17 protein-coding genes are annotated in these 19433 nt (G+C 71.7%); 12 read left to right on the top strand and 5 right to left on the bottom strand.

The window, feature by feature from the left end; all coding sequences use genetic code 11:
* Positions 1-5 precede the first annotated feature (5 nt).
* Entirely contained in the window at positions 6-2066 is a 2061-nt protein-coding gene (locus tag O7611_RS30095) for a SpoIIE family protein phosphatase (RefSeq protein WP_194802086.1), read from the bottom strand.
* A 170-nt stretch (positions 2067-2236) separates the two neighbouring features.
* Between O7611_RS30095 and O7611_RS30100 the strand changes: the two genes are divergently transcribed.
* Both O7611_RS30100 and O7611_RS30105 read left to right on the top strand, forming a co-directional pair.
* A complete protein-coding gene (locus O7611_RS30100; RefSeq protein WP_194802085.1) occupies positions 2237-6601 on the top strand; it encodes a HAMP domain-containing protein in 4365 nt (1454 codons plus the stop codon).
* A complete protein-coding gene (locus O7611_RS30105; protein ID WP_013283536.1) occupies positions 6598-7155 on the top strand; it encodes a response regulator in 558 nt (185 codons plus the stop codon). Before O7611_RS30100 ends, O7611_RS30105 begins: the two co-directional genes overlap by 4 nt.
* Positions 7156-7159: 4 nt before the next feature.
* Here O7611_RS30105 and O7611_RS30110 read toward each other — a convergent pair whose 3' ends face one another.
* The gene (locus tag O7611_RS30110) at positions 7160-7684 is read right to left on the bottom strand and encodes a GbsR/MarR family transcriptional regulator (protein WP_269697991.1); all 525 of its coding nucleotides are present in this window, start codon (positions 7682-7684) and stop codon (positions 7160-7162) included.
* A 53-nt stretch (positions 7685-7737) separates the two neighbouring features.
* Here O7611_RS30110 and O7611_RS30115 point away from each other — a divergent pair, with 53 nt between their 5' ends.
* Positions 7738-8682: an ABC transporter ATP-binding protein gene (locus O7611_RS30115; protein ID WP_194802084.1), complete on the top strand. Its 945-nt coding sequence runs from the start codon at positions 7738-7740 to the stop codon at positions 8680-8682.
* Positions 8679-10271 carry an ABC transporter permease gene (locus O7611_RS30120; protein ID WP_269697992.1) on the top strand — a complete coding sequence of 531 codons (1593 nt, stop codon included), beginning with the start codon at positions 8679-8681 and terminating at the stop codon, positions 10269-10271. The genes O7611_RS30115 and O7611_RS30120 overlap by 4 nt, the downstream gene beginning before the upstream one ends.
* 25 nt (positions 10272-10296) lie before the next feature.
* Here the strand turns inward: O7611_RS30120 and O7611_RS30125 are convergent, their stop codons facing one another.
* Together O7611_RS30125 and O7611_RS30130 are read right to left on the bottom strand one after the other, a co-directional pair.
* A complete protein-coding gene (locus O7611_RS30125; protein WP_194802082.1) occupies positions 10297-11376 on the bottom strand; it encodes an IS110 family transposase in 1080 nt (359 codons plus the stop codon).
* 365 nt (positions 11377-11741) lie between these two features.
* Complete coding sequence (locus O7611_RS30130) at positions 11742-12074, bottom strand: STAS domain-containing protein (RefSeq protein ID WP_135242846.1); 333 nt, start codon at positions 12072-12074, stop codon at positions 11742-11744.
* 146 nt (positions 12075-12220) lie between these two features.
* On the opposite strand from O7611_RS30130, the gene hemL reads away from it, so the two are divergent.
* Genes hemL through ccsB form a run of 6 tightly spaced genes read left to right on the top strand, consistent with a single transcriptional unit; the run spans position 12221 to position 18212 of the window.
* The gene (hemL, locus tag O7611_RS30135; RefSeq protein WP_194802081.1) at positions 12221-13558 is read left to right on the top strand and encodes a glutamate-1-semialdehyde 2,1-aminomutase; all 1338 of its coding nucleotides are present in this window, start codon (positions 12221-12223) and stop codon (positions 13556-13558) included.
* A 2-nt stretch (positions 13559-13560) separates the two neighbouring features.
* Positions 13561-14208, top strand: coding sequence for a histidine phosphatase family protein (locus tag O7611_RS30140; protein ID WP_013283542.1), 648 nt, complete (start codon positions 13561-13563; stop codon positions 14206-14208).
* Entirely contained in the window at positions 14208-14783 is a 576-nt protein-coding gene (locus tag O7611_RS30145; RefSeq protein ID WP_091330408.1) for a TlpA family protein disulfide reductase, read from the top strand. The genes O7611_RS30140 and O7611_RS30145 overlap by 1 nt, the downstream gene beginning before the upstream one ends.
* Positions 14783-15619 (top strand): cytochrome c biogenesis CcdA family protein, encoded by an 837-nt coding sequence (locus tag O7611_RS30150; RefSeq protein WP_269697995.1) that lies wholly within the window; start codon positions 14783-14785, stop codon positions 15617-15619. The genes O7611_RS30145 and O7611_RS30150 overlap by 1 nt, the downstream gene beginning before the upstream one ends.
* The gene (resB, locus tag O7611_RS30155; protein WP_269697997.1) at positions 15619-17238 is read left to right on the top strand and encodes a cytochrome c biogenesis protein ResB; all 1620 of its coding nucleotides are present in this window, start codon (positions 15619-15621) and stop codon (positions 17236-17238) included. The genes O7611_RS30150 and resB overlap by 1 nt, the downstream gene beginning before the upstream one ends.
* Entirely contained in the window at positions 17238-18212 is a 975-nt protein-coding gene (gene ccsB / locus O7611_RS30160; RefSeq protein WP_013283546.1) for a c-type cytochrome biogenesis protein CcsB, read from the top strand. Before resB ends, ccsB begins: the two co-directional genes overlap by 1 nt.
* On the opposite strand, the gene O7611_RS30165 is transcribed toward ccsB, so the two are convergent.
* Positions 18181-18396: a hypothetical protein gene (locus tag O7611_RS30165; protein WP_030500721.1), complete on the bottom strand. Its 216-nt coding sequence runs from the start codon at positions 18394-18396 to the stop codon at positions 18181-18183. The two genes, ccsB and O7611_RS30165, sit on opposite strands and share 32 nt — an antisense overlap.
* 96 nt (positions 18397-18492) lie before the next feature.
* On the opposite strand from O7611_RS30165, the gene O7611_RS30170 reads away from it, so the two are divergent.
* Both O7611_RS30170 and O7611_RS30175 read left to right on the top strand, forming a co-directional pair.
* Entirely contained in the window at positions 18493-18822 is a 330-nt protein-coding gene (locus O7611_RS30170) for a hypothetical protein (RefSeq protein WP_228532552.1), read from the top strand.
* A 2-nt stretch (positions 18823-18824) separates the two neighbouring features.
* Positions 18825-19424 carry a hypothetical protein gene (locus tag O7611_RS30175; RefSeq protein WP_269698000.1) on the top strand — a complete coding sequence of 200 codons (600 nt, stop codon included), beginning with the start codon at positions 18825-18827 and terminating at the stop codon, positions 19422-19424.
* Positions 19425-19433 lie beyond the last annotated feature (9 nt).

A 19433-nucleotide genomic window follows, 5' to 3' on the forward strand; every position in this document is an offset into this window, starting at 1 on the left:
GAGGGCTAGGGGGTGTCGTTTCGGAGGACGAGGATGGCTATGTCGTCGCGCGGGGGCTCGACCGAGAACGCGATCGTGGCGGCGCGCAGCCGGGCGGCCACCACGTCGGCCGAGTACCCGGCCAGCGGCGCCGCCGACTCGCGCAGCCGGTCGGTGCCGAACAGCTCGCGTCCGCGCCGCCGCTCGGTGACCCCGTCGGTGTAGAAGATCAGCGCGTCCCCGGGCTTGAGCGTCAGCTCGGCGGTCGGGGTGGTGATCGTGTCGAGCAGGCCCAGCGCCGTACCGCCGACCCCGACGAACGTCGCCCCTCCACCGCCGTGCAGCAGCACCGGGCGGTCGTGGCCGGCCAGGTGCAGCGAGACGTCGAGCTGGTCGCCGTCGCCGGGTGCGACAGCCGCCAGCGCCAGCGTGCAGTAGCGTCCGCCGCCGCGCTCCACGAGCGTCTCGTTGAGTCGGCCGAGCACCTCGGGCAGCGGTTTGCCGTCACCGACGAGCACCCGGATCACGTCCCGGACCAGGCCGGTCACGGCAGCGGCCTGCACGCCCTTGCCTGATACGTCGCCGACTACCACGAGCCAGCGGCCGTCCGGAAGCGGGAGCACGTCGTAGAAGTCGCCGCCGACCTCCGCGTCGTCGCCGGTCGGGACGTACTCGGCGGCGAAGCCGATGCCCTCGACCACCGGGAGCACCGGTGGCAGCAGCGACTGCTGGAGCGTCTGCGCGACCCGGCGGCGCTCGGCGTGGATGCGGGCGTTCTCGATGGCGAGGGCGGCGCGGCGGGCCACGTCCTCCAGCACCGACACCTCGTCCGGGTCGTGCCGCTGCCGCTGGTGCCGGCCCACGGCGAGGGTGCCGAGCCGCTGGCCACGGGCGATCAGGGGTACGGCGAAGCCCTCCATCGGTCCGCCGAGCGGTACCTGGGCGGCGTTGCGGGACGCCTCGCGCAGCCGGGACTGGATCGAGTCCGGGCCGGTCTCCTGGAGGATCCGGTGCAGCTGCGGCAGCATCGCCTCGTCGGCGTGGCTCGACGCGGCGAGGCGCAGCCGGCCCCACTCGTCGGTGGTGTGCACGGCGCACCACTGGCCGAGCCGGGGCACCACGAGCTGCGGGACGAGTGCCATGGTCAGCTCGACGTCCAGCGACTGGGCGAGCAGTTCGCTGGCCTCGGCCAGGAACGTCAGCCAGGTGGAGCGGCGTACGTCGGCGCGGCGCAGCCGGTCGTTCTCCAGGTGCAGCGACAGCCGCTCGGCGGCCAGTACGGCGAGCGGCCGGGCGTACGCCGAGGGCGCCGCGTCCAGCTCCAGCTCCCCGGCGTACGGGCGGTGCACGGCGAGCGGTACGCGCAGCAGCTCGTTGCCCTCGCGAGGCGGCCGGCCGTACCGGGCGAAGACCTGGGTGCCGAGTCCGTCGCCCCGGTCCAGCCGGACGGTGCCACCGGCGGCGCCCACCATCTCGGCGACCCGGGTCAGCAGTCCGACGGCGAACTCGGGCAGCGGCTCGTCTGCGTACGCGTCAGGGGTGAGCTGCATCAGGTCGCTCATGGCCGCGGCGCTCGGCGTACCGTCGCCGGTCCGGTCCGGTTCGACGACGCGCAGCGGGCCGGCCGACGGCCGGGCGGACCCACCCGGGCCGGGCCGGTCGAGGCGGAACCAGACGCCCTTGCCGGTGGGCAGGTAGGTCGTGCCCCACCGGCTGGAGAAGTGGTCGACGAGCAGCAGCCCGCGCCCCCGGGCGGCGACCTCGGTGATGTCGGACGTGGTGTTGCGCACGCCCACGATCAGCTCGTCGACCGGGCCGGAGGCGAAGTCGGTGACTGTCACGGTGAGGCCGTCGCGGTCGGTGTCGACCTCGATGTCCAGTTCGGTACGCGCGTGCTCGACGGCGTTCGTGGTCAGCTCGGTGGTGAGCAGCAGCGCCTCGTTCAGCAGTTCGGGCAGCCGCGCTTCGAGCAACATGGTGCGGACCAGTGCGCGGGCCGCCGCCGGCGTGCGGCGGTCGGCGGGGAGGCGGACCCGGCGGACGCGCTCGTCCGCGCCGCCGCTAGCAGGCCCTGCCTCCGCTGACACCTTCGTATCCTCCACCGCGCCCACCCCGGGTGCCAAGCGTCCCGGCGAACCCACCATCCGGGGCGATACCGCACGTGACGCGCGATCACACGCGGTGACCTCGACGGATCGCGCGGCACAATGATGGGATGGCCCGTGTGACCGCACGAGCCCGAGCGGAGCGAGGAACGATGGCCACGGTGAATCAGTCGGTGACCGCTGACCCGTCCGCGTCCGACCACGAGGTGCTCCTCGGCGAACTTGTCGAGGCGTTGCGCCGGGTGGGGCGCGGCGATCTGCGGGTGCGCCTGCCCCGGCGGGCGGGTCTGCCCGGCGAGGTCGCCGACGCCTTCAACGACGTGGTGTCGTTGCAGGAACGGCAGCACCTCGACCTGCGGCGGATCAGCCGGATCGTCGGCCGTGACGGCCGCCTCACCGAGCGCCTGGACGACGAGGGCCTGGACGGCTCGTGGGCGGAGGGGCAGCGGGCGGTCAACTCGCTCATCGACGACCTGGGCCGGCCGACCACCGAGATCGCCCGGGTCATCGTGGCGGTGGCCGACGGCGACCTGTCCCAGCACATGGCGCTGGAGATAGACGGCCGCCCGCTGCGCGGTGAGTACCTGCGCATCGGCCGGACCGTGAACACGATGGTGGACCAGCTCTCGTCGTTCGCCGACGAGGTGACGCGCGTGGCCCGCGAGGTGGGCACCGAGGGCAAGCTGGGCGGCCAGGCCGACGTACGCGGGGTGGCCGGCACCTGGAAGGACCTCACCGACTCGGTCAACACCATGGCGTCGAACCTCACCGGGCAGGTGCGGTCGATCTCCCAGGTGGCGACGGCCGTGGCGAAGGGCGACCTGTCGCAGAAGATCACGGTCGGGGCGCGCGGCGAGGTGGCCGAGCTGGCCGACACGATGAACTCGCTCACCGACACGCTGCGGCTGTTCGCCGAGCAGGTGACCCGGGTGGCCCGCGAGGTGGGCACCGAGGGCAAGCTGGGCGGCCAGGCCGAGGTGCCGGGCGTGGCCGGCACCTGGAAGGACCTGACCGACAACGTCAACTCGATGGCGTCGAACCTGACCGCGCAGGTGCGCAACATCGCCCAGGTGTCGACGGCGGTGGCGAAGGGTGACCTGTCGCAGAAGATCACGGTGGCCGCCCAGGGCGAGATCCTGGAGCTGAAGGACACCGTGAACACGATGGTGGACCAGCTGTCGTCGTTCGCCGACGAGGTGACGCGGGTGGCCCGTGAGGTGGGCATCGAGGGCAAGCTGGGCGGCCAGGCGCAGGTGCGCGGCGTCTCCGGCACCTGGCGCGACCTCACCGAGAACGTCAACCAGCTCGCCGGCAACCTGACCAGCCAGGTCCGCAACATCTCCCAGGTCTCCACCGCCGTCGCCAAGGGCGACCTGGGTCAGAAGATCACAGTGGACGCGCAGGGCGAGATCCTGGAGCTGAAGAACACCGTCAACACGATGGTGGACCAGCTGTCGTCGTTCGCCGACGAGGTCACGCGGGTGGCGCGCGAGGTGGGTACCGAGGGCAAGCTGGGTGGTCAGGCCCAGGTCAAGGGCGTCTCGGGTACGTGGCGGGACCTGACCGACAACGTGAACTCGATGGCGTCGAACCTGACCAGCCAGGTGCGGAACATCGCCTCGGTCACCACGGCGGTGGCGAAGGGTGACCTGTCGCAGAAGATCACCGTTGATGCCCGGGGCGAGATCCTGGAGCTGAAGTCCACTGTCAACACGATGGTGGACCAGCTGTCGTCGTTCGCCGACGAGGTCACGCGGGTGGCGCGCGAGGTGGGTACCGAGGGCAAGCTGGGTGGTCAGGCGCAGGTGCGCGGCGTCGCCGGCACCTGGCGCGACCTGACCGACAACGTGAACTCGATGGCGTCGAACCTGACCGCGCAGGTGCGCAACATCGCCCAGGTGTCGACGGCCGTCGCCAAGGGTGACCTGTCGCAGAAGATCACAGTGGACGCGCAGGGCGAGATCCTGGAGCTGAAGTCCACTGTCAACACGATGGTGGACCAGCTCTCGTCGTTCGCCGACGAGGTCACGCGGGTGGCCCGTGAGGTGGGTACCGAGGGCAAGCTGGGTGGTCAGGCCCAGGTCAAGGGCGTCTCCGGTACGTGGCGGGACCTGACCGACAACGTGAACTCGATGGCGTCGAACCTGACCAGCCAGGTGCGGAACATCGCCTCGGTCACCACGGCGGTGGCGAACGGCGACCTGGGCCAGAAGATCACCGTGGACGCGCAGGGCGAGATTCTCGAGCTGAAGAACACCGTCAACACGATGGTCGACCAGCTCTCCTCGTTCGCCGACGAGGTCACGCGGGTGGCCCGCGAGGTGGGTACCGAGGGCAAGCTGGGTGGTCAGGCCCAGGTCAAGGGCGTCTCCGGTACGTGGCGCGACCTCACCGAGAACGTCAACCAGCTCGCCTCCACCCTGACCACGCAGTTGCGCGCGATCGCGCAGGTCTCCACGTCGGTGACCCGCGGAGACCTGACCCAGCGGATCAACGTGAAGGCGCAGGGCGAGGTCGCCGAGCTGAAGGACAACATCAACCAGATGATCGTCACCCTCCGGGAGACGACGAAGAAGAACGCCGAGCAGGGCTGGCTGGACTCGAACCTGGCCCGGATCGGTGGCCTGCTCCAGGGCCAGCGCGACCTGGGCGAGGTCTGCCGCATGATCATGCAGGAGGTGACCCCGCTGGTGGACGCGCAGCTCGGCGCGTTCTTCCTGGCGGACAGCTCCGAGGGCAGCATGCGGCTGCGGCTCACCGCCTCCTACGGGTACGTGGCACGCGGCCACGACGTCACCTTCGGCCCGGGTGAGGGGCTGGTCGGGCAGGCCGCCCTGTCCCGCCGGACGATCCGGGTCAAGGCGCAGCCGGACGGGCGCCTCGTCGTACGGTCCGGGCTGGCCGACACGCCCCCGGCCGACCTGGTGGTGCTGCCGGTCCAGTTCGAGGGCGAGCTGCTCGGCGTGATCGAGTTCGCCGGCGTGGCCACGTTCTCCGAGCTGCACCTGGCGTTCCTGGAGCGGCTGGTGCTCACCATCGGCGTCGCGGTGAACACCATCCAGGCCAACCGGCGTACGGAGGAACTGCTGGCGCAGTCGCAGCGGCTGGCGCACGAGATGCAGGACCAGTCGGCCGAGTTGCAGCGCACCAATGCCGAGCTGGAGGACAAGGCGAAGCTGCTGTCCGAGCAGAAGGCCAACATCGAGACGCAGAACCGGGAGATCGAGCTGGCCCGCCTCGGCCTGGAGGAGAAGGCGCAGCAGCTCACCCGGGCGTCGGCGTACAAGTCGGAGTTCCTCGCCAACATGAGCCACGAGCTGCGGACGCCGCTGAACTCGCTGCTCCTGCTGGCCCGGCTGCTGGCCGAGAACCCGGAGCGCAACCTCAGCGCGAAGCAGATCGAGTTCGCCCGGACCATCCACGGCGCCGGGTCGGACCTGCTGTCGCTGATCGACGACATCCTCGACCTGTCCAAGATCGAGGCGGGCCGGATGGACGTGGAGCCCACCGAGATCCAGTTCGCCGAGATCCGCGGCTACGTCGAGCAGGCGTTCGCGCCGCAGGCCGAGGAGAAGGGCCTGGACTTCCAGGTCCGGGTGAGCCGCGATCTGCCGCCCGCGCTGGTCACCGACGCTCAGCGGTTGCAGCAGATCCTGCGCAACCTGCTGTCGAACGCGGTGAAGTTCACCGACAACGGTGCGGTGACGCTGCGGATCGGCCCGGCGGCCGAGAACGCCGTCTTCGACGTGCCGGCGCTGACGAACGCGCAGCGGGTGATCGCGTTCACCGTGATAGACACCGGCATCGGGATCTCCGACGACAAGCTGTCGCTGATCTTCGAGGCGTTCCAGCAGGCGGACGGCACCACCAGCCGCCGCTACGGCGGCACCGGGCTGGGCCTGTCCATCAGCCGTGACCTGGCCCGCCTGCTCGGCGGCACGATCACCGTCTCGTCCGCGCCCGGGCAGGGTTCGACGTTCACTCTCTTCGTACCCGATGTGCTGGCGCCGGACGCGGTGGTGGCGCCGGCGCCACCGTCGCCGAGCCGCGCGGGCCTGCCGTCGTCGCTGCTCATGCCGATGGAGTTGCCGCAGCCGCAGGAGACGCCCGCGACCCGGCGCCTGGACGGCGTGACCGTATTGATCATCGACGACGACGTGCGGAACGTGTTCGCGCTGACGTCCGCGTTGGAACTGCACGGGATGACCGTGTTGTACTCGGACAACGGGGCGGACGGTGTCCGCCAGCTCGCCGAGCACCCGGAGGTGGACATCGTCCTGATGGACGCCATGATGCCGGACCAGGACGGGTACGAGACGACAGCGCAGATCCGCCGCAACCACCGGTTCGCGGACCTGCCGATCGTCTTCCTGACCGCGAAGGCGATGCCCGGCGACCGGGAGTCGGCGCTCGGCGCCGGCGGCAGCGACTACATCACCAAGCCGGTGGACCTGGACGAGCTGATCGAACTGATGGCGTCCTGGATCGGCCGGAGTCGAGGCGAGGAGAACGCGTGACGCAGACGGCCAAGGCCCTGCTGGTGGACGACCGGCGGGAGAACCTGATGGCGCTGGAGGCGATCCTCCAGGGTCTCCCGGTGCAGTCGGTCGCGGTGGAGAGCGGCGAGGCGGCGCTCAAGCAGCTCCTGGTGGACGACTTCGCGGTGATCCTGCTGGACGCCCAGATGCCGGACATGGACGGGTTCGAGACCGCCACCCACATCAAGCGGCGCGAGCGCACCCGGCACGTACCGATCATCTTCCTGACCGCCGCGGACAAGGACGCGCAGCTCGCGCTGCGCGGCTACGCGGCCGGCGCGGTCGACTACCTGACCAAGCCGTTCGACCCGTGGGTGCTGCGCGCCAAGGTGACGGTCTTCGTCGACCTGTGGGTGAAGACGCGGCAGCTCGCCGCCCAGTCGGACCTGGTGCGGGAACGGGACCTGCAGTGGCGGCACCTGACCGACGCGGTCGACGAGGCGACGGCGCTGCTGCGCGCCGACGACGACCCGTCCACCCGGGAACGCGCGGTGGAGCTGCTGGAGCAGGCGCGCTGGGGCAACACCCGCTGACGGTTCAGCCGCCGGCCGGGCCGCCGTGCCCGGTCGCGGCCCGCCGGGCCCGCCAGCGGTCGCCGAGCGATTCCAGTTCCTCCTGTACGAAGAGGAAGAAGTCCCGCATCTCGGCCACCCGCTCACCGGCCGGCGTGCTGCGGCCGTGCAGTGCGTCGACCCCGCCGGCGGCGATGTCGATGAAGTTCTTGTAGAGCGTGGTCTTGGTGATGGTCGCCTCGTACCACGGGTTGTCGGGCATCCGGTAGCGGTCACTCCGCGAGCCCTTGACCGGCTCGCGGATCAGCATGGCGAACTGGGTCAGGTAGCGCACCGCGCCGCTCACCGCCGCCGCGCTGACGCCGAGCCGGCCGGCGATCTCGCCCGCGGTGAGCGGGTCGTCGGCGCTCATCACCGTGAACAGGACCCGGGCGGCCATCCGGGGGAACCCCACCTCGGCGAAGGCCATCGCCATCCGCTCGACGAAGAGGTGGACCTCTTCCTCGTCGTGCTGGGGCGGCACGTTCATGGTCGGCTCCTCGACACTCACCCCGTGACCCTACAGTCTTCACAAGTTTGTGAAACGAGCGTAGCTTCTGAAGTATGGAAACGGCAATCGATGTGTCCGGCCTGGTGAAGACCTTCGGCCGCACCCGGGCCCTCGACGGGCTCGACCTGACCGTTCGCACCGGAGAGGTGCACGGCTTCCTGGGCCCGAACGGCTCCGGCAAGTCGACCACCATCCGGGTGCTGCTCGGCCTGCTGCGGGCGGACGCGGGGGCCGTCCGGCTGCTGGGCGGCGACCCGTGGCGGGACGCGGTGGCGCTGCACCGGCGTCTCGCGTACGTGCCCGGCGACGTCACGCTCTGGCCCCACCTCAGTGGCGGCGAGGTGATCGACCTGCTCGGCCGGCTGCGCGGCGGGCTCGACCCGAGACGCCGCGCCGAACTGCTGGAGTCGTTCGAGCTGGACCCGCGCAAGAAGGGCCGCACCTACTCCAAGGGCAACCGGCAGAAGGTCGGCCTGGTCGCCGCGCTCGCCTCCGACGTCGAGCTGCTCATCCTCGACGAGCCGACCTCCGGGCTCGACCCGCTGATGGAGGAGGTCTTCCAGCACTGGGTCCGCCGGGCCCGGCAGGACGGGCGCACGGTGCTGCTCTCCAGCCACATCCTGGCCGAGGTGGAGGCGCTCTGCGACCGGGTGACGATCATCCGGGCCGGCCGGACCGTCGAGACCGGCACGCTCGGCGACCTGCGCCACCTGCACCGCACCGCTATCGACGCCGAGGTCACCGCGCCGCTGGACGGCCTGGCCGAGCTGCCGGGAGTGCACGACCTGCGGGTGGACGGGCAGCGGGTCCGCTTCGACGTGGACACCGCGTCGCTCGACGCCGCGCTGCGCCGGCTCACCGAGCTGGGGGTACGCAGCCTGGTCAGCACGCCGCCCACGCTCGAGGAACTGTTCCTGCGGCACTACGAGACGGCGTCCTCTTCCGAAGCGGCGTCCTCCTCCGACGTGGCGCGCCCCGAGACGGCGGACCGGTCATGAGTGCGCTCACCGGCACGCGTCACCTGGTCCGGCTGATCCTGCGCCGGGACCGCCTCCTGCTGCCGCTGTGGGTGCTCGTGCTCGCGGTGCTGCCGATGACGTACGCGGCCAGCTACTTCGAGCTGTTCCCGACCGCAGCCGAGCGGGCCGCGTACCTGGAGGGCACCGCCCGCAACCCGTCGATCGTCGCGCTGCTCGGCCCGGCGTACGGCGACAGCATCGGCGGGCTGACCGCCCAGCGCAGCGGCTTCCTGCTGCTCATCGTCGCGCTGGCGAGCCTGCTCACGGTCATCCGGCACACCCGCACCGAGGAGGAGGCAGGGCGGCGGGAACTGCTCGGCGGCAGCGTGCTCGGGCGGCACTCCGGGCTGACCGCCGCGCTGCTCGTCACGTACGCCGCAGACCTGGTGCTCGGGCTGCTCACCGCCGCCGGGCTCGTCTCGACCGGGCTGCCGGTCGGCGGCTCGGTCGCGTACGGGCTGGTCACCGTGCTGACCGGTGCTGTCTTCGCTACGCTCGGCGGGCTGGCCGCCCAGCTCACCGAGACCGCGGGCGGGGCGCGGGGCGTCGGCCTCGCCGGTCTCGGCGCCGCGTTCGGGCTGCGCCTGGCCGGGGACACCGCCGGCAACGACTGGCCGAGCTGGCTGTCCCCGCTGGGCTGGGCAGCCCGCGTCCGGCCGTACGAGGGGGAGCGGTGGTGGGTGCTGCTGCTGCCGCTGGCCGCAACGGTGCTGCTCGCCGCGCTCGCGTACCCGATCTCGGTCCGCCGTGACCTGGGCGCGGGCGTGCTGCCGCCCCGGCTCGGCCCGGCCGGCGCGGGCGGCGCGTTGTCCGGGCCCTTCGGGCTGGCCTGGCGGCTGCACCGGGGGCAGATCCTCTGGTGGTCGGTCGGGTTCGGCCTGCTCGGGCTGATCCTCGGTGGCGCCGCGGAGGCGGCCGGCCGGTCCGTCGAGGGGAGTCCGCGGATGGAGGAGATCGTGGCCCGGCTCGGCGGGGCGTCCGGGATGGCCGATGCGTACCTGGGGGTCACGCTGAGCCTGGCCGGGCTCGCCGCCGCCGGGTACGGCATCCAGGCCGCGCTGCGGATGCGCGCCGAGGAGGCCGCCGGGCACGCCGAACCGGTGCTCGCCACCGGTACCCGGCGCTCGACCTGGCTGCTGTCGCACGTGACGTTCGCGCTGCTCGGCCCGGTGGTGGTGCTCGCGGTGACCGGGTTGGCGACCGGCCTGACGTACGGGCTGAGCACCGGTGACGTTCCCCGCCAGCTGGGCCGGATGCTCGCCGCCGGGCTGGCTCAGGTGCCGGCGGCATGGGTGCTGGCCGGGCTCGCCGTGCTGCTCTACGGCCTGCTGCCCCGGCTCGCGTCCGCCGCGTGGGTGGTGCTGGCGGTCTGCGTGCTGCTCGGACAGCTCGGCGCGGTGCTGGAGCTGGACCAGTGGCTGCTGGACGTGTCCCCGTTCACCCACACTCCCCAGGTGCTGCGCGCCACGTGGACCGCAACCCCGCTCTACGTCCTCACGGCCCTGGCGGTGACCCTGGCCACAGCCGGCCTGCTGACGTTCCGCCGCCGCGACGTCCCCGTCCTCTAGCGCCGTTGATCTGTGAGTGGGGTTGTCAAGTGGTGCGGTGGTGGTTGGTGATGGTGCGGTAGATCTGTCGGGCGATGTAGCGCTTGAGGCAGCGGGTGATTTCTTTGGTGGTGCGGCCTTCGGTGCGGCGGCGGGTGATGTAGTCGCGGGTTTCGGGGTGGATGCGGCGGCGGGTGAGGGCGATGGTGTGTAGGGCGCTGTTGAGGGTTCTGTCGCCGCCGCGGTTGAGGCGGTGTCGGTTGGTGCGGCCGCTGGCCACGGGGATGGGGGCGGTGCCGGCGAGGGTGGCGTAGGCGGCTTCTGATCGGACGCGGCCGGGGTGGGACCAGGCGGTGAGGGCGATCGCGGCGGTGACGGGTCCGATGCCGGGTTGGTCGAGCAGGGGTGGGCACAGTTCGGTGACGAGGGTGCGTAGGCGTTGGTGGTTGTCGGCGAGGGTGGCGTCGAGGGTCTGGATGTGCCGGGCGAGGGTGGTCAGTTCGCGGCGGCGGGTGTGTTCCTCGCAGGGCAGGTCGGTGTGCTCGGGTAGGTCGAGGGCGGCCAGGCGGGCGATCTGGGTGGTGGTGGATAGTCCGCGTAGCGCCTCGCGCAGGGTGTCGTCGGCGGTCAGGATCAACGCTTTGACCAGGTTGACTGCTGCGGTGCGGGCATCGGTGTGGTGTCGGCGGCAGATCAGCAGCAGACGCAGTGCCTCGCGTGGTCCGTCGCTTCGGGGCACGGCGATGCGCTCAGCGGGCAGGGCAAGCACCGTATGGGCGGCGGCGACCGCATCCAGGTGGTCGGACTTGCCGCCCCGACGACGGGACGCGGCGGGGGGTTTGGGTGCCTCGCAGACCGCTTCACCGGCAGCGTCCAGCACCCGGCACAGCCCTTGCCCGTGCGATCGGGTGCCTTCCACCGCCCACAACCGGCGCCCCTGCGGTGGGGTGTGCGCGACGGCGAAGGTCAGCAACCGGGCCAACCCGTCCGGGTCGGTGGGCACGGTGACCTGCGCCAACACGGCGCCGAGACGGTCGACCACGGCGGCGGTGTGCGTGTCGGTGTGGGTGTCGACCCCTACCACCACGTCGTAGCGATCCGCGACTCGCTCTACGATCCTTGTCATCTCGGATTGTTGCTCCTTTGCCAGCGACGACCGGGACAGTCGGCGTCGGCTCGGGAAGCAGTCACCTCGGCGGCAGATCTGTGATGGGCCACGTGTGCTCGCACGGGCAGGCTTCTGATCAGGCCAGCAGGGTGGGCCGGGCCGGCGCCGACGATCACCCGGGGACAGGTCTTGCACAAGGCACACCCACACCACGGGCAGCCGGATCAACGGAGAGTCACCCGAGTGATCACCAACGCCGAACCCTAACGGCAACCAGCCGAACCGATCACCACACACATAGAAGCGTCTTGCACTTGTGGCCCCGGCAAAAGGTGTGAATCACCCTCGCCGAGGGCCGCAAGTGCAAGATCGCGGGGGAGGGCCTACGGGGTGGCCTCGTTGCGGATCATCAGGGCGCTGCGGAGGCCGGTGATGTCCAGTACGCGGATCAGGAAGTCGCCGACGTTGGTGAGCATCAGCAGGCACTGGGCGTGACTGGCCTTGCGGCTGAGCACCACGAGCGTGCCGAGGCCCTGCGAGTCGCAGAACGTGACCCCGGCCAGGTCGAGCACGATGCGCGGGGGCGGATCCGCCAGCACCTCGTTGACCACCGTCGAGAGCTGGGCGGCCGTGAGCATGTCGATCTCACCGGCCAGGCGAAGCACTGCTTCGTCACCCGTCCGGTGTACGGTGATGGACAGTTCGGCACGATCCACCCGGTCAGCCTATCGCGATCTCGACCAACGGGCCTGTCGAGCGGATCGCCGTCGGCCCGTCGCCCCGCTCAGGCGGGTGAGCCTGGTAACCCCCGTCGCGGGGTGCCTGCCAGGCAGCACTCCGGCGCTGACACAATGGCCCCATCGTGACCGAGACCTTTTCCGCCGGATCCGGCCGTTACCCGGCCGACGCCCCGGCCTCCGAGGCCCTGTTCGACCGCGCCAAGGCCGTCGTGCCCGGCGGGGTCAACTCTCCCGTGCGCGCGTTCCGTGCCGTCGGCGGCACCCCGCGCTTCATGGTCCGGGGGGAGGGTCCGTGGCTCTTCGACGCAGACGGTCGTCGCTACGTCGACCTGGTCTGCTCCTGGGGCCCGCTGATCCTCGGCCACGCGCACCCGGCGGTGGTGGAGGCGCTGCGCGAGGCGGCGCCGCTCGGCACCAGCTTCGGCACGCCGACGCCGGGTGAGGTCGACCTGGCCGAGGAGATCATCGCGCGGACGCCGGTGGAGCAGGTGCGCCTGGTCAACTCCGGCACCGAGGCGACCATGTCGGCGATCCGGCTGGCCCGCGGCTTCACCGGCCGCGCCAAGATCATCAAGTTCTCCGGCTGCTACCACGGCCACTCGGACGCGTTGCTCGCCGCCGCCGGCTCCGGCGTGGCCACGTTCGGCCTGCCCGACTCGCCCGGCGTGACCGGGGCGGCAGCGGGCGACACCATCGTGCTGCCGTACAACGACCTGCGCGCGGTCGAGGAGGCGTTCGCCGCCGAGGGCCAGCACATCGCCGCGATCATCACCGAGGCCGCGGCCGGCAACATGGGCGTGATCGCGCCCCGCGACGGCTTCAACTCCCAGCTGGCCCGGATCGCCCACGCGAACGGTGCGCTGCTCATCGTCGACGAGGTGATGACCGGATTCCGGGTGTCCCGCGCCGGATGGCACGGCCTCGACCCTTCGGACGCGGACCTGTGGACGTACGGGAAGGTCATGGGTGGCGGCCTGCCCGCCGCGGCGTTCGGCGGGCGCGCGGAGATCATGGCGAAGCTCGCCCCGGCCGGCCCGGTCTACCAGGCCGGCACGCTCTCCGGTAACCCGCTGGCCTGCGCGGCCGGGCTCGCCACGCTGCGGCTGGCCGACGACGCGCTCTACCGGCGGCTCGACGAGACCGCCGCCGCGCTCGGCAAGCTCACCACCGAGGCGCTGTCCGCGGCCGGCGTGCCGCACCGCCTCTCCACCGCGGGCAACATGTTCTCGGTCTTCTTCACCGACGCGGACGTGCACGACTACGACAGCGCCCGCACCCAGGTGGTGCCGGCGTTCAAGGCGTTCTTCCACGCGATGCTCGCCGGCGGCGTCTACCTGCCGCCGAGCGCGTTCGAGTCGTGGTTCGTCTCGACCGCGATCGACGACGCCGCGTGGGAGCAGATCGCCGCCGCCCTGCCGGTGGCGGCGCGGGCGGCAGCGGCGGCGGGAAGCGGGGGATAACAATGGCGGAGACCGTGGTGCACGTGCTGCGGCACGGTGAGGTGCACAACCCGGACGGCATCCTCTACGGCCGCCTGCCCGGGTTCCGCCTCTCCGAGCTGGGCGTGCAGATGGCCAAGGCCGCGGCGCAGGCGCTCGCCGACCGGACCGTCGTGCACGTGGTGGCCAGCCCGCTGGAGCGCGCCCAGCAGACCGCCGAGCCGATCGCGGCGCAGTTCGGCCTCTCCGTCGGCGTCGACGAGCGCCTGATCGAGAGCGCGAACTGGTTCGAGGGCAAGAAGGTCTCGCCCGGTGACGGTTCGTTCCGCGACCCGCGTAACTGGTGGGTGCTGCGCGACCCGGTGACCCCGTCGTGGGGCGAGGCGTACCGGGCCATCGCCGAGCGTATGTTCGCCGCGCTGCACGCCGCCCGGGTCGCCGCCGAGGGGCGGGAGGCGGTGCTCGTGTCGCACCAGCTCCCGATCTGGACGCTGCGCCGGCACGTCGAGCGCAAGCGCCTCTGGCACGACCCGCGCCGCCGCCAGTGCGGCCTGGCCAGCCTCACCTCGTTCCACTTCGACGGCGCCAAGATCGTCGGCATCGGGTACTCCGAGCCGGCCGCCCACCTCGTGTCGATCTCGCCGACCGCCCGGACGGCCAAGGGGGCCTGATGCTCACCCGGAGGCTCGCCGCCGCCCTGCTCGCCGCCGTCACCGCCGGTACGGCGCTGGTCGGCTGCTCCTCCGGCAGCCAGGAGAGCCGGTGCGCGGCCGACGGCTCGACCGTCACCTGCGCCCCCGACCAGCGCTCCAAGACGCCGAAGGTGAGCGGTGAGCTGCTCACCGGCGGCAGCTACGACATCTCCCGCGACCGCGGCCAGGTCGTCGTGGTCAACTTCTGGGGCTCCTGGTGCGCGCCCTGCCGCGCCGAGGCGGACGACCTGGAGGCCACGTACCAGGCCACAAAGGGCTCCGGCGTGACGTTCCTCGGCATCAACGTGCAGGACAGCAAGGACAAGGCGATCGCCTTCGAGGAGGGCCGGGTCACGTACCCGAGCATCTTCGACCCGGCCAGCCGGCAGGCGTTGAACTTCGACATCCCGCCGAACACCACCCCGGCCACCGTCGTGCTCGACCGCGAGGGCCGGATCGCCGTGGTGATCCGCCGGGCCGTCACCCGTGACGAACTGCGGCCGATCGTCGAGGACATCGCGGCCGAGTCGCCGCCGCCGAACGGCGCCCGCTGATGGGCGAGACGTTCCGGCAGCTCGCCGAGTCCGGCCCGCTGCTGCTCGCGGTCGGCGCGGCGGCGCTGGCCGGCCTGGTCAGTTTCCTGTCGCCGTGCGTGCTCCCGCTGATGCCCGGCTACCTGTCGTACGTGACGGGTCTGGCCGGCTCCGACCTGGAGGGCCGCCGCCCGGGCGCGCCGCAGCCACCGGACCCACCGTTGACCGGGGGCGGCGTCGCGGTGGCGGAACGGACGCAGGCCCGGACCACCGCCGCCGTCAAGGGCCGGGTGCTCGCCGGCACGCTGCTGTTCATCGCGGGCTTCACCGTCGTGTTCGTCGCCACCGCGATCCTCTTCTCCGGCGTCGGCAAGCTCTTCTTCCGGTACGAGCGCACGCTGGAGATCGTCATCGGCGCGCTCGTGGTGGTGCTCGGCCTCGGCTACCTCGGGGTGATCCCCGGCATGCAGCGGGAGTTCCGCATCCGCTGGCTGCCCTCCGCCGGGCTGCTCGGCGCACCGGTGCTCGGCGCGGTCTTCGCGCTCAGCTGGCTGCCCTGCACCGGCCCGACGCTCGGCGCGGTGCTCGGCATGGCGGCCACCGAGGGCGGGACCGACCGGGCCGTGGTGCTCGCCGTGGCGTACTGCCTCGGGTTGGGGATACCGTTCGTCGTCTTCGGGCTGGGCTTCCAGCGCCTGCTCGGGGTCTTCCGCGCCGTCCGGCGCAACAGCCGCTGGGTCACCCGGATCGGCGGCGCGCTGCTGATCGCTATCGGCCTGGCGCTGATCACCGGTGGCTGGGTGAACGTGGTGATCTGGTTGCAGACGAACGTGGGCGTGGGCGAGGTGAGCATCTGATGACGACCGTCGACGACAGGCCGTCGACCCCACCCGCGCAGGCGCCCCGGCGGCGGGTCAACCCGGTGCTGGCCCTGCTGCGCAACTCGTGGCGGCAGCTCACCAGCATGCGTACGGCGCTGATCCTGCTGTTCCTGCTCGCCATCGCGGCCATCCCCGGCTCGGTGCTGCCCCAGCGCGGCGTCAACCCGGAACGCGTCAACCAGTGGTTCGTCGACCACCCCGACCTCGCGCCCCGGCTGAACCAGATCGGCGCGTTCGAGGTCTTCGGCTCGGTCTGGTTCTCCGCGATCTACCTGCTGCTGTTCACCTCGCTGATCGGCTGCATCCTGCCCCGCGCCCGCGACCACGTCCGCGCGCTGCGGATGAGGCCACCGGCCGCGCCGAGACGGTTCGAGCGGCTGCCGCAGCACGCGGTGCTGGAGGCCCCGGCCGCCGCCGATCCCGAGGCGATCGCGGCGGTGCTGCGCCGCCGCCGGTGGCGGGTCACCGTGCGCGGCAACGAGGTCTCCGCCGAGAAGGGCTACCTCAAGGAGACCGGCAACCTGCTCTTCCACGTGTCGCTGGTCGCCGTCCTGCTCGGGGTGGCGCTCGGTTCCTGGTACGGATGGCACGGCAACCGCATCCTGGTGGCCGGCGAGGACAACGCGTTCTGCAACACCCGCCAGCAGTACGCCGAGGCGTCGCTCGGCCCGCGCGTGGACAGCTCCGACCTGCCGCCGTTCTGCCTGACGCTGGAGAAGTTCGAGGCCGACTACCTGCCGTCCGGGCTGGCGTCCCGCTACTGGGCCACGGTGACAGTGGACGAGCCTGGCGGCATGGAACGGACCGCCGGGTTCTCGGTCAACTCGCCGCTGCGGCTCGGCTCGGCGAACGTCTACCTGCTCGGCAACGGCTACGCGCCGCTGCTGAAGTACACCGACAAGTACGGCCGCAGCCAGACCAGCGAGGCGCCGTTCCTGCGCACCGGCGACTCCAACGCGACCGAGGAGGGCGTGGCGATCTTCCCGGACGCCAACGTCGACCCGAAGACCGGCGCGCGTGCCCCGGACCAGCAGATCGCCTTCGACGGGCTCTACCTGCCGACCGCGCCGGAGAGCGCGCCGTACGTCTCGTCGCAGTACCCGGCCGAGCGGAACCCGGCGGTGAACCTGACCGCGTACCGGGGCAACCTCGGGCTGGACGCGGGCATCCCCGGCTCGGTGTACGCGCTGGACCGGCGGCAGATCGACGACGGCAAGCTCAAGGAGATCGGCACCAAGCTGCTGCGGCCGGGGGAGAAGTGGACCCTCGACGACGGCAGCACGCTGGAGTTCGTCGGCACCAAGCCGTACATCACGCTCGCGGTCCGGCACGCGCCCGGGCAGGCGTTGCTGCTGGTGGCGAGCGGCACGCTGCTGCTGGGCCTGATGGGCTCGCTGTTCGCCCGGCGGCGCCGGGTCTGGTTCCGGGTTTCGCCCCCCGAGGGTGGATCTCCGACGAGCGGTAGTAGTTTGGTGGAGGCCGGTGGGCTGCCGCGCACCGAACACCCTGGGTTCGCCGACGAGTTCGCGCAGCTCGTCGCCGCGGTGAGCGGTGACGCGCCGGACGTACGGCGGGCGCGAGAAGGAGACGACTGATGTCCGCACTCTCCGACCAGCTGGTCGCGTTCGCGATCCTGGCGTACCTGATCGCGATGATCAGCCACGCCGTGGAGTTCGCGCTGGGCAACGCGCGGAAGGTGCCCGCGGCCGCGCCGGCGCGGGAGCTGGTCGGCGCGGGCGTCGGCGGCGCCGGCGGCACGATCGACGAGCCGGCCGTCGCGGCGACGCCGCCGCGCCCGGACCGCACCGGCGCGCGGGCCGTGCTCGCCGGCCGGATCGCCGCCTGGCTCACCGTGCTGGCTGCCGCCGTGCACCTGGGCGCCGTGGTCACCCGGGGCCTCGCCGCCGACCGGATGCCCTGGGGCAACATGTACGAGTTCGTGCTGACCGGCACCTGGATCGGGGTGGCGGCCTGGCTCGTGGTGCTCTGGAAGCAGCCGTGGCTGCGCCGGCTCGGGCTGTTCCTGACGCTGGTCATGGTGCTGCTGCTGGCGTTCGCCGAGCTGAAGCTCTACGTGCCGATCGAGCCGCTGATGCCGGCGCTTCAGTCGTGGTGGTTCATCATCCACGTCTCGACGATCATCTTCGCCTCGGGCATCTTCCTGCTGGGCGTGGTGCCCGCCGCCGCGTACCTGATGCGGTCCGGCTGGGAGCAGGGGCGGCGCAGCTTCCCGTACACCCTGGCCCGCCGCCTCCCGGAGGCGGCCGGGCTGGAGCGGCTGACCTTCATGCTGCACGCCTTCTCGTTCCCGATCTTCACCTTCGCGGTGATCGCTGGGGCGATCTGGGCCGAGGCGGCCTGGGGTCGCGCCTGGGGCTGGGACCCCAAGGAGACCTGGGCGTTCATCTCCTGGGTGGTGTACGCGGGCTACCTGCACGCCCGGGCCACGCCGAGCGTGAAGCGCAACGTGGCGACCTGGATCTCCATCGTGGGCTTCCTGACCGTGATGATGAACCTGTTCGGCGTGAACTTCTTCTTCACCGGTCTGCACTCGTACGCCGGGGTGTAGTGCCGCTCAGCACCTCGTCCACCCGGCGCGTGACCTGGTAGGCCACCTCCGGCAGGTCGGCCAGTTCGAGGCGGTCCGCCCGCAGCGCGAACTGGGCGTGCAGCTCGCGGGCCACCGCGTCGCGGATCTCGGCCTGGAGCGGGCTGAGGCCGTCGGGGTCACCCACCACGTATGCGTCGTCCATCCGTCGATGATGAACCGCCGACGGCGAAGCTGTCAGTGACGCAGAATGTAGGACTTCACTTCTTAGAACTGTAGTTATAAGAAGTGTGGTGTAGGTATGCCGCTGCTCGGAAAGCCCGCGGAGATCTTCGACCGGGACGTCGAGTGGGCCGAACTGGCCCGGTTCGTGGCCGACGACCGGCCCGGCGCGACGCTCGGGGTGGTCAGCGGCCGCCGGAGGCAGGGCAAGACCCTGCTGCTGTACCAACTGGCGCAGGCGAGCGGCGGCTTCTACTTCGGCGCGACCGAGGCGACGTCGACGGAATCGCTGCGCCGGTTGGGTGAGGCGCTGGGCGCGTACTCCGGGTCACCAGGCCCCGTCCACCTGCCGGACTGGGGTGCTGCGGCTACATCGGGCGGAAGGCCACCGACCTCCAGCACCCGCTGACCGTGCTGGAGGACGCCGGACTGCTGGTGCGTGAGCCCGACCCGCTGCGCAGCGGTCGCAGCAGCTACCGGATCACCGAACCGCTGATCACCTTCTACCAGGCAGTGATGCGCCCGGCGTGGACGGCTCTGGAGCAGCGGCACGGAGCCGACGTCTGGCGTCGTTCACAGCGCCGCTACGCAAGCGCGGTTCTCGGGCCCCGGTTCGAGGAGATCGTGCGGCAGTGGTCGCTGCGCTTCGCCGAACCCGAGCTCCTCGGCGGGCACGTCGCCGAGGTGAGCGCGGCGACGCTGACCGACCCGGACACCCGGACGCGTCACGAACTCGACCTGGTCGCGGTGGGCGAGCCGCCACCGGGCGACGGCCCCCGCCCTCTGCTGGCGATCGGTGAGGTCAAGTGGGGTCGCCGGCTGGGCCGGGCCGACCTCCAGCGGCTGGAACGGATCCGGGCCCTGCTGGTGCGGCAGCGACCCGGCTTCGACGCGGGCGGAGCGCGGCTGCTGCTGGCGAGCGGCCACGGCTTCGAGGACGACCTCCTCGACGCCGCGGCCGGTCGGGCGGATGTGGTCCTGGTCGACCCGGCACTTCTCTACGGGCGCTGAGCGGGCGCC

Origin of the sequence: Micromonospora sp. WMMC273 (assembly GCF_027460285.1) — a bacterium.
Taxonomy (GTDB): domain Bacteria; phylum Actinomycetota; class Actinomycetes; order Mycobacteriales; family Micromonosporaceae; genus Micromonospora; species Micromonospora aurantiaca.

Coding starts and splice junctions, on each gene's coding strand:
- ccsB (WP_013283546.1), top strand. CDS start 17,238: ATGTCCGCACTCTCCGACCAGCTGGTCGCGTTCGCGATCCTGGCGTAC.
- resB (WP_269697997.1), top strand. CDS start 15,619: ATGACGACCGTCGACGACAGGCCGTCGACCCCACCCGCGCAGGCGCCC.
- O7611_RS30170 (WP_228532552.1), top strand. CDS start 18,493: ATGCCGCTGCTCGGAAAGCCCGCGGAGATCTTCGACCGGGACGTCGAG.
- O7611_RS30140 (WP_013283542.1), top strand. CDS start 13,561: ATGGCGGAGACCGTGGTGCACGTGCTGCGGCACGGTGAGGTGCACAAC.
- O7611_RS30145 (WP_091330408.1), top strand. CDS start 14,208: ATGCTCACCCGGAGGCTCGCCGCCGCCCTGCTCGCCGCCGTCACCGCC.
- O7611_RS30115 (WP_194802084.1), top strand. CDS start 7,738: ATGGAAACGGCAATCGATGTGTCCGGCCTGGTGAAGACCTTCGGCCGC.
- O7611_RS30150 (WP_269697995.1), top strand. CDS start 14,783: ATGGGCGAGACGTTCCGGCAGCTCGCCGAGTCCGGCCCGCTGCTGCTC.
- O7611_RS30120 (WP_269697992.1), top strand. CDS start 8,679: ATGAGTGCGCTCACCGGCACGCGTCACCTGGTCCGGCTGATCCTGCGC.
- O7611_RS30100 (WP_194802085.1), top strand. CDS start 2,237: ATGGCCACGGTGAATCAGTCGGTGACCGCTGACCCGTCCGCGTCCGAC.
- O7611_RS30125 (WP_194802082.1), bottom strand. CDS start 11,376: ATGACAAGGATCGTAGAGCGAGTCGCGGATCGCTACGACGTGGTGGTA.
- O7611_RS30165 (WP_030500721.1), bottom strand. CDS start 18,396: ATGGACGACGCATACGTGGTGGGTGACCCCGACGGCCTCAGCCCGCTC.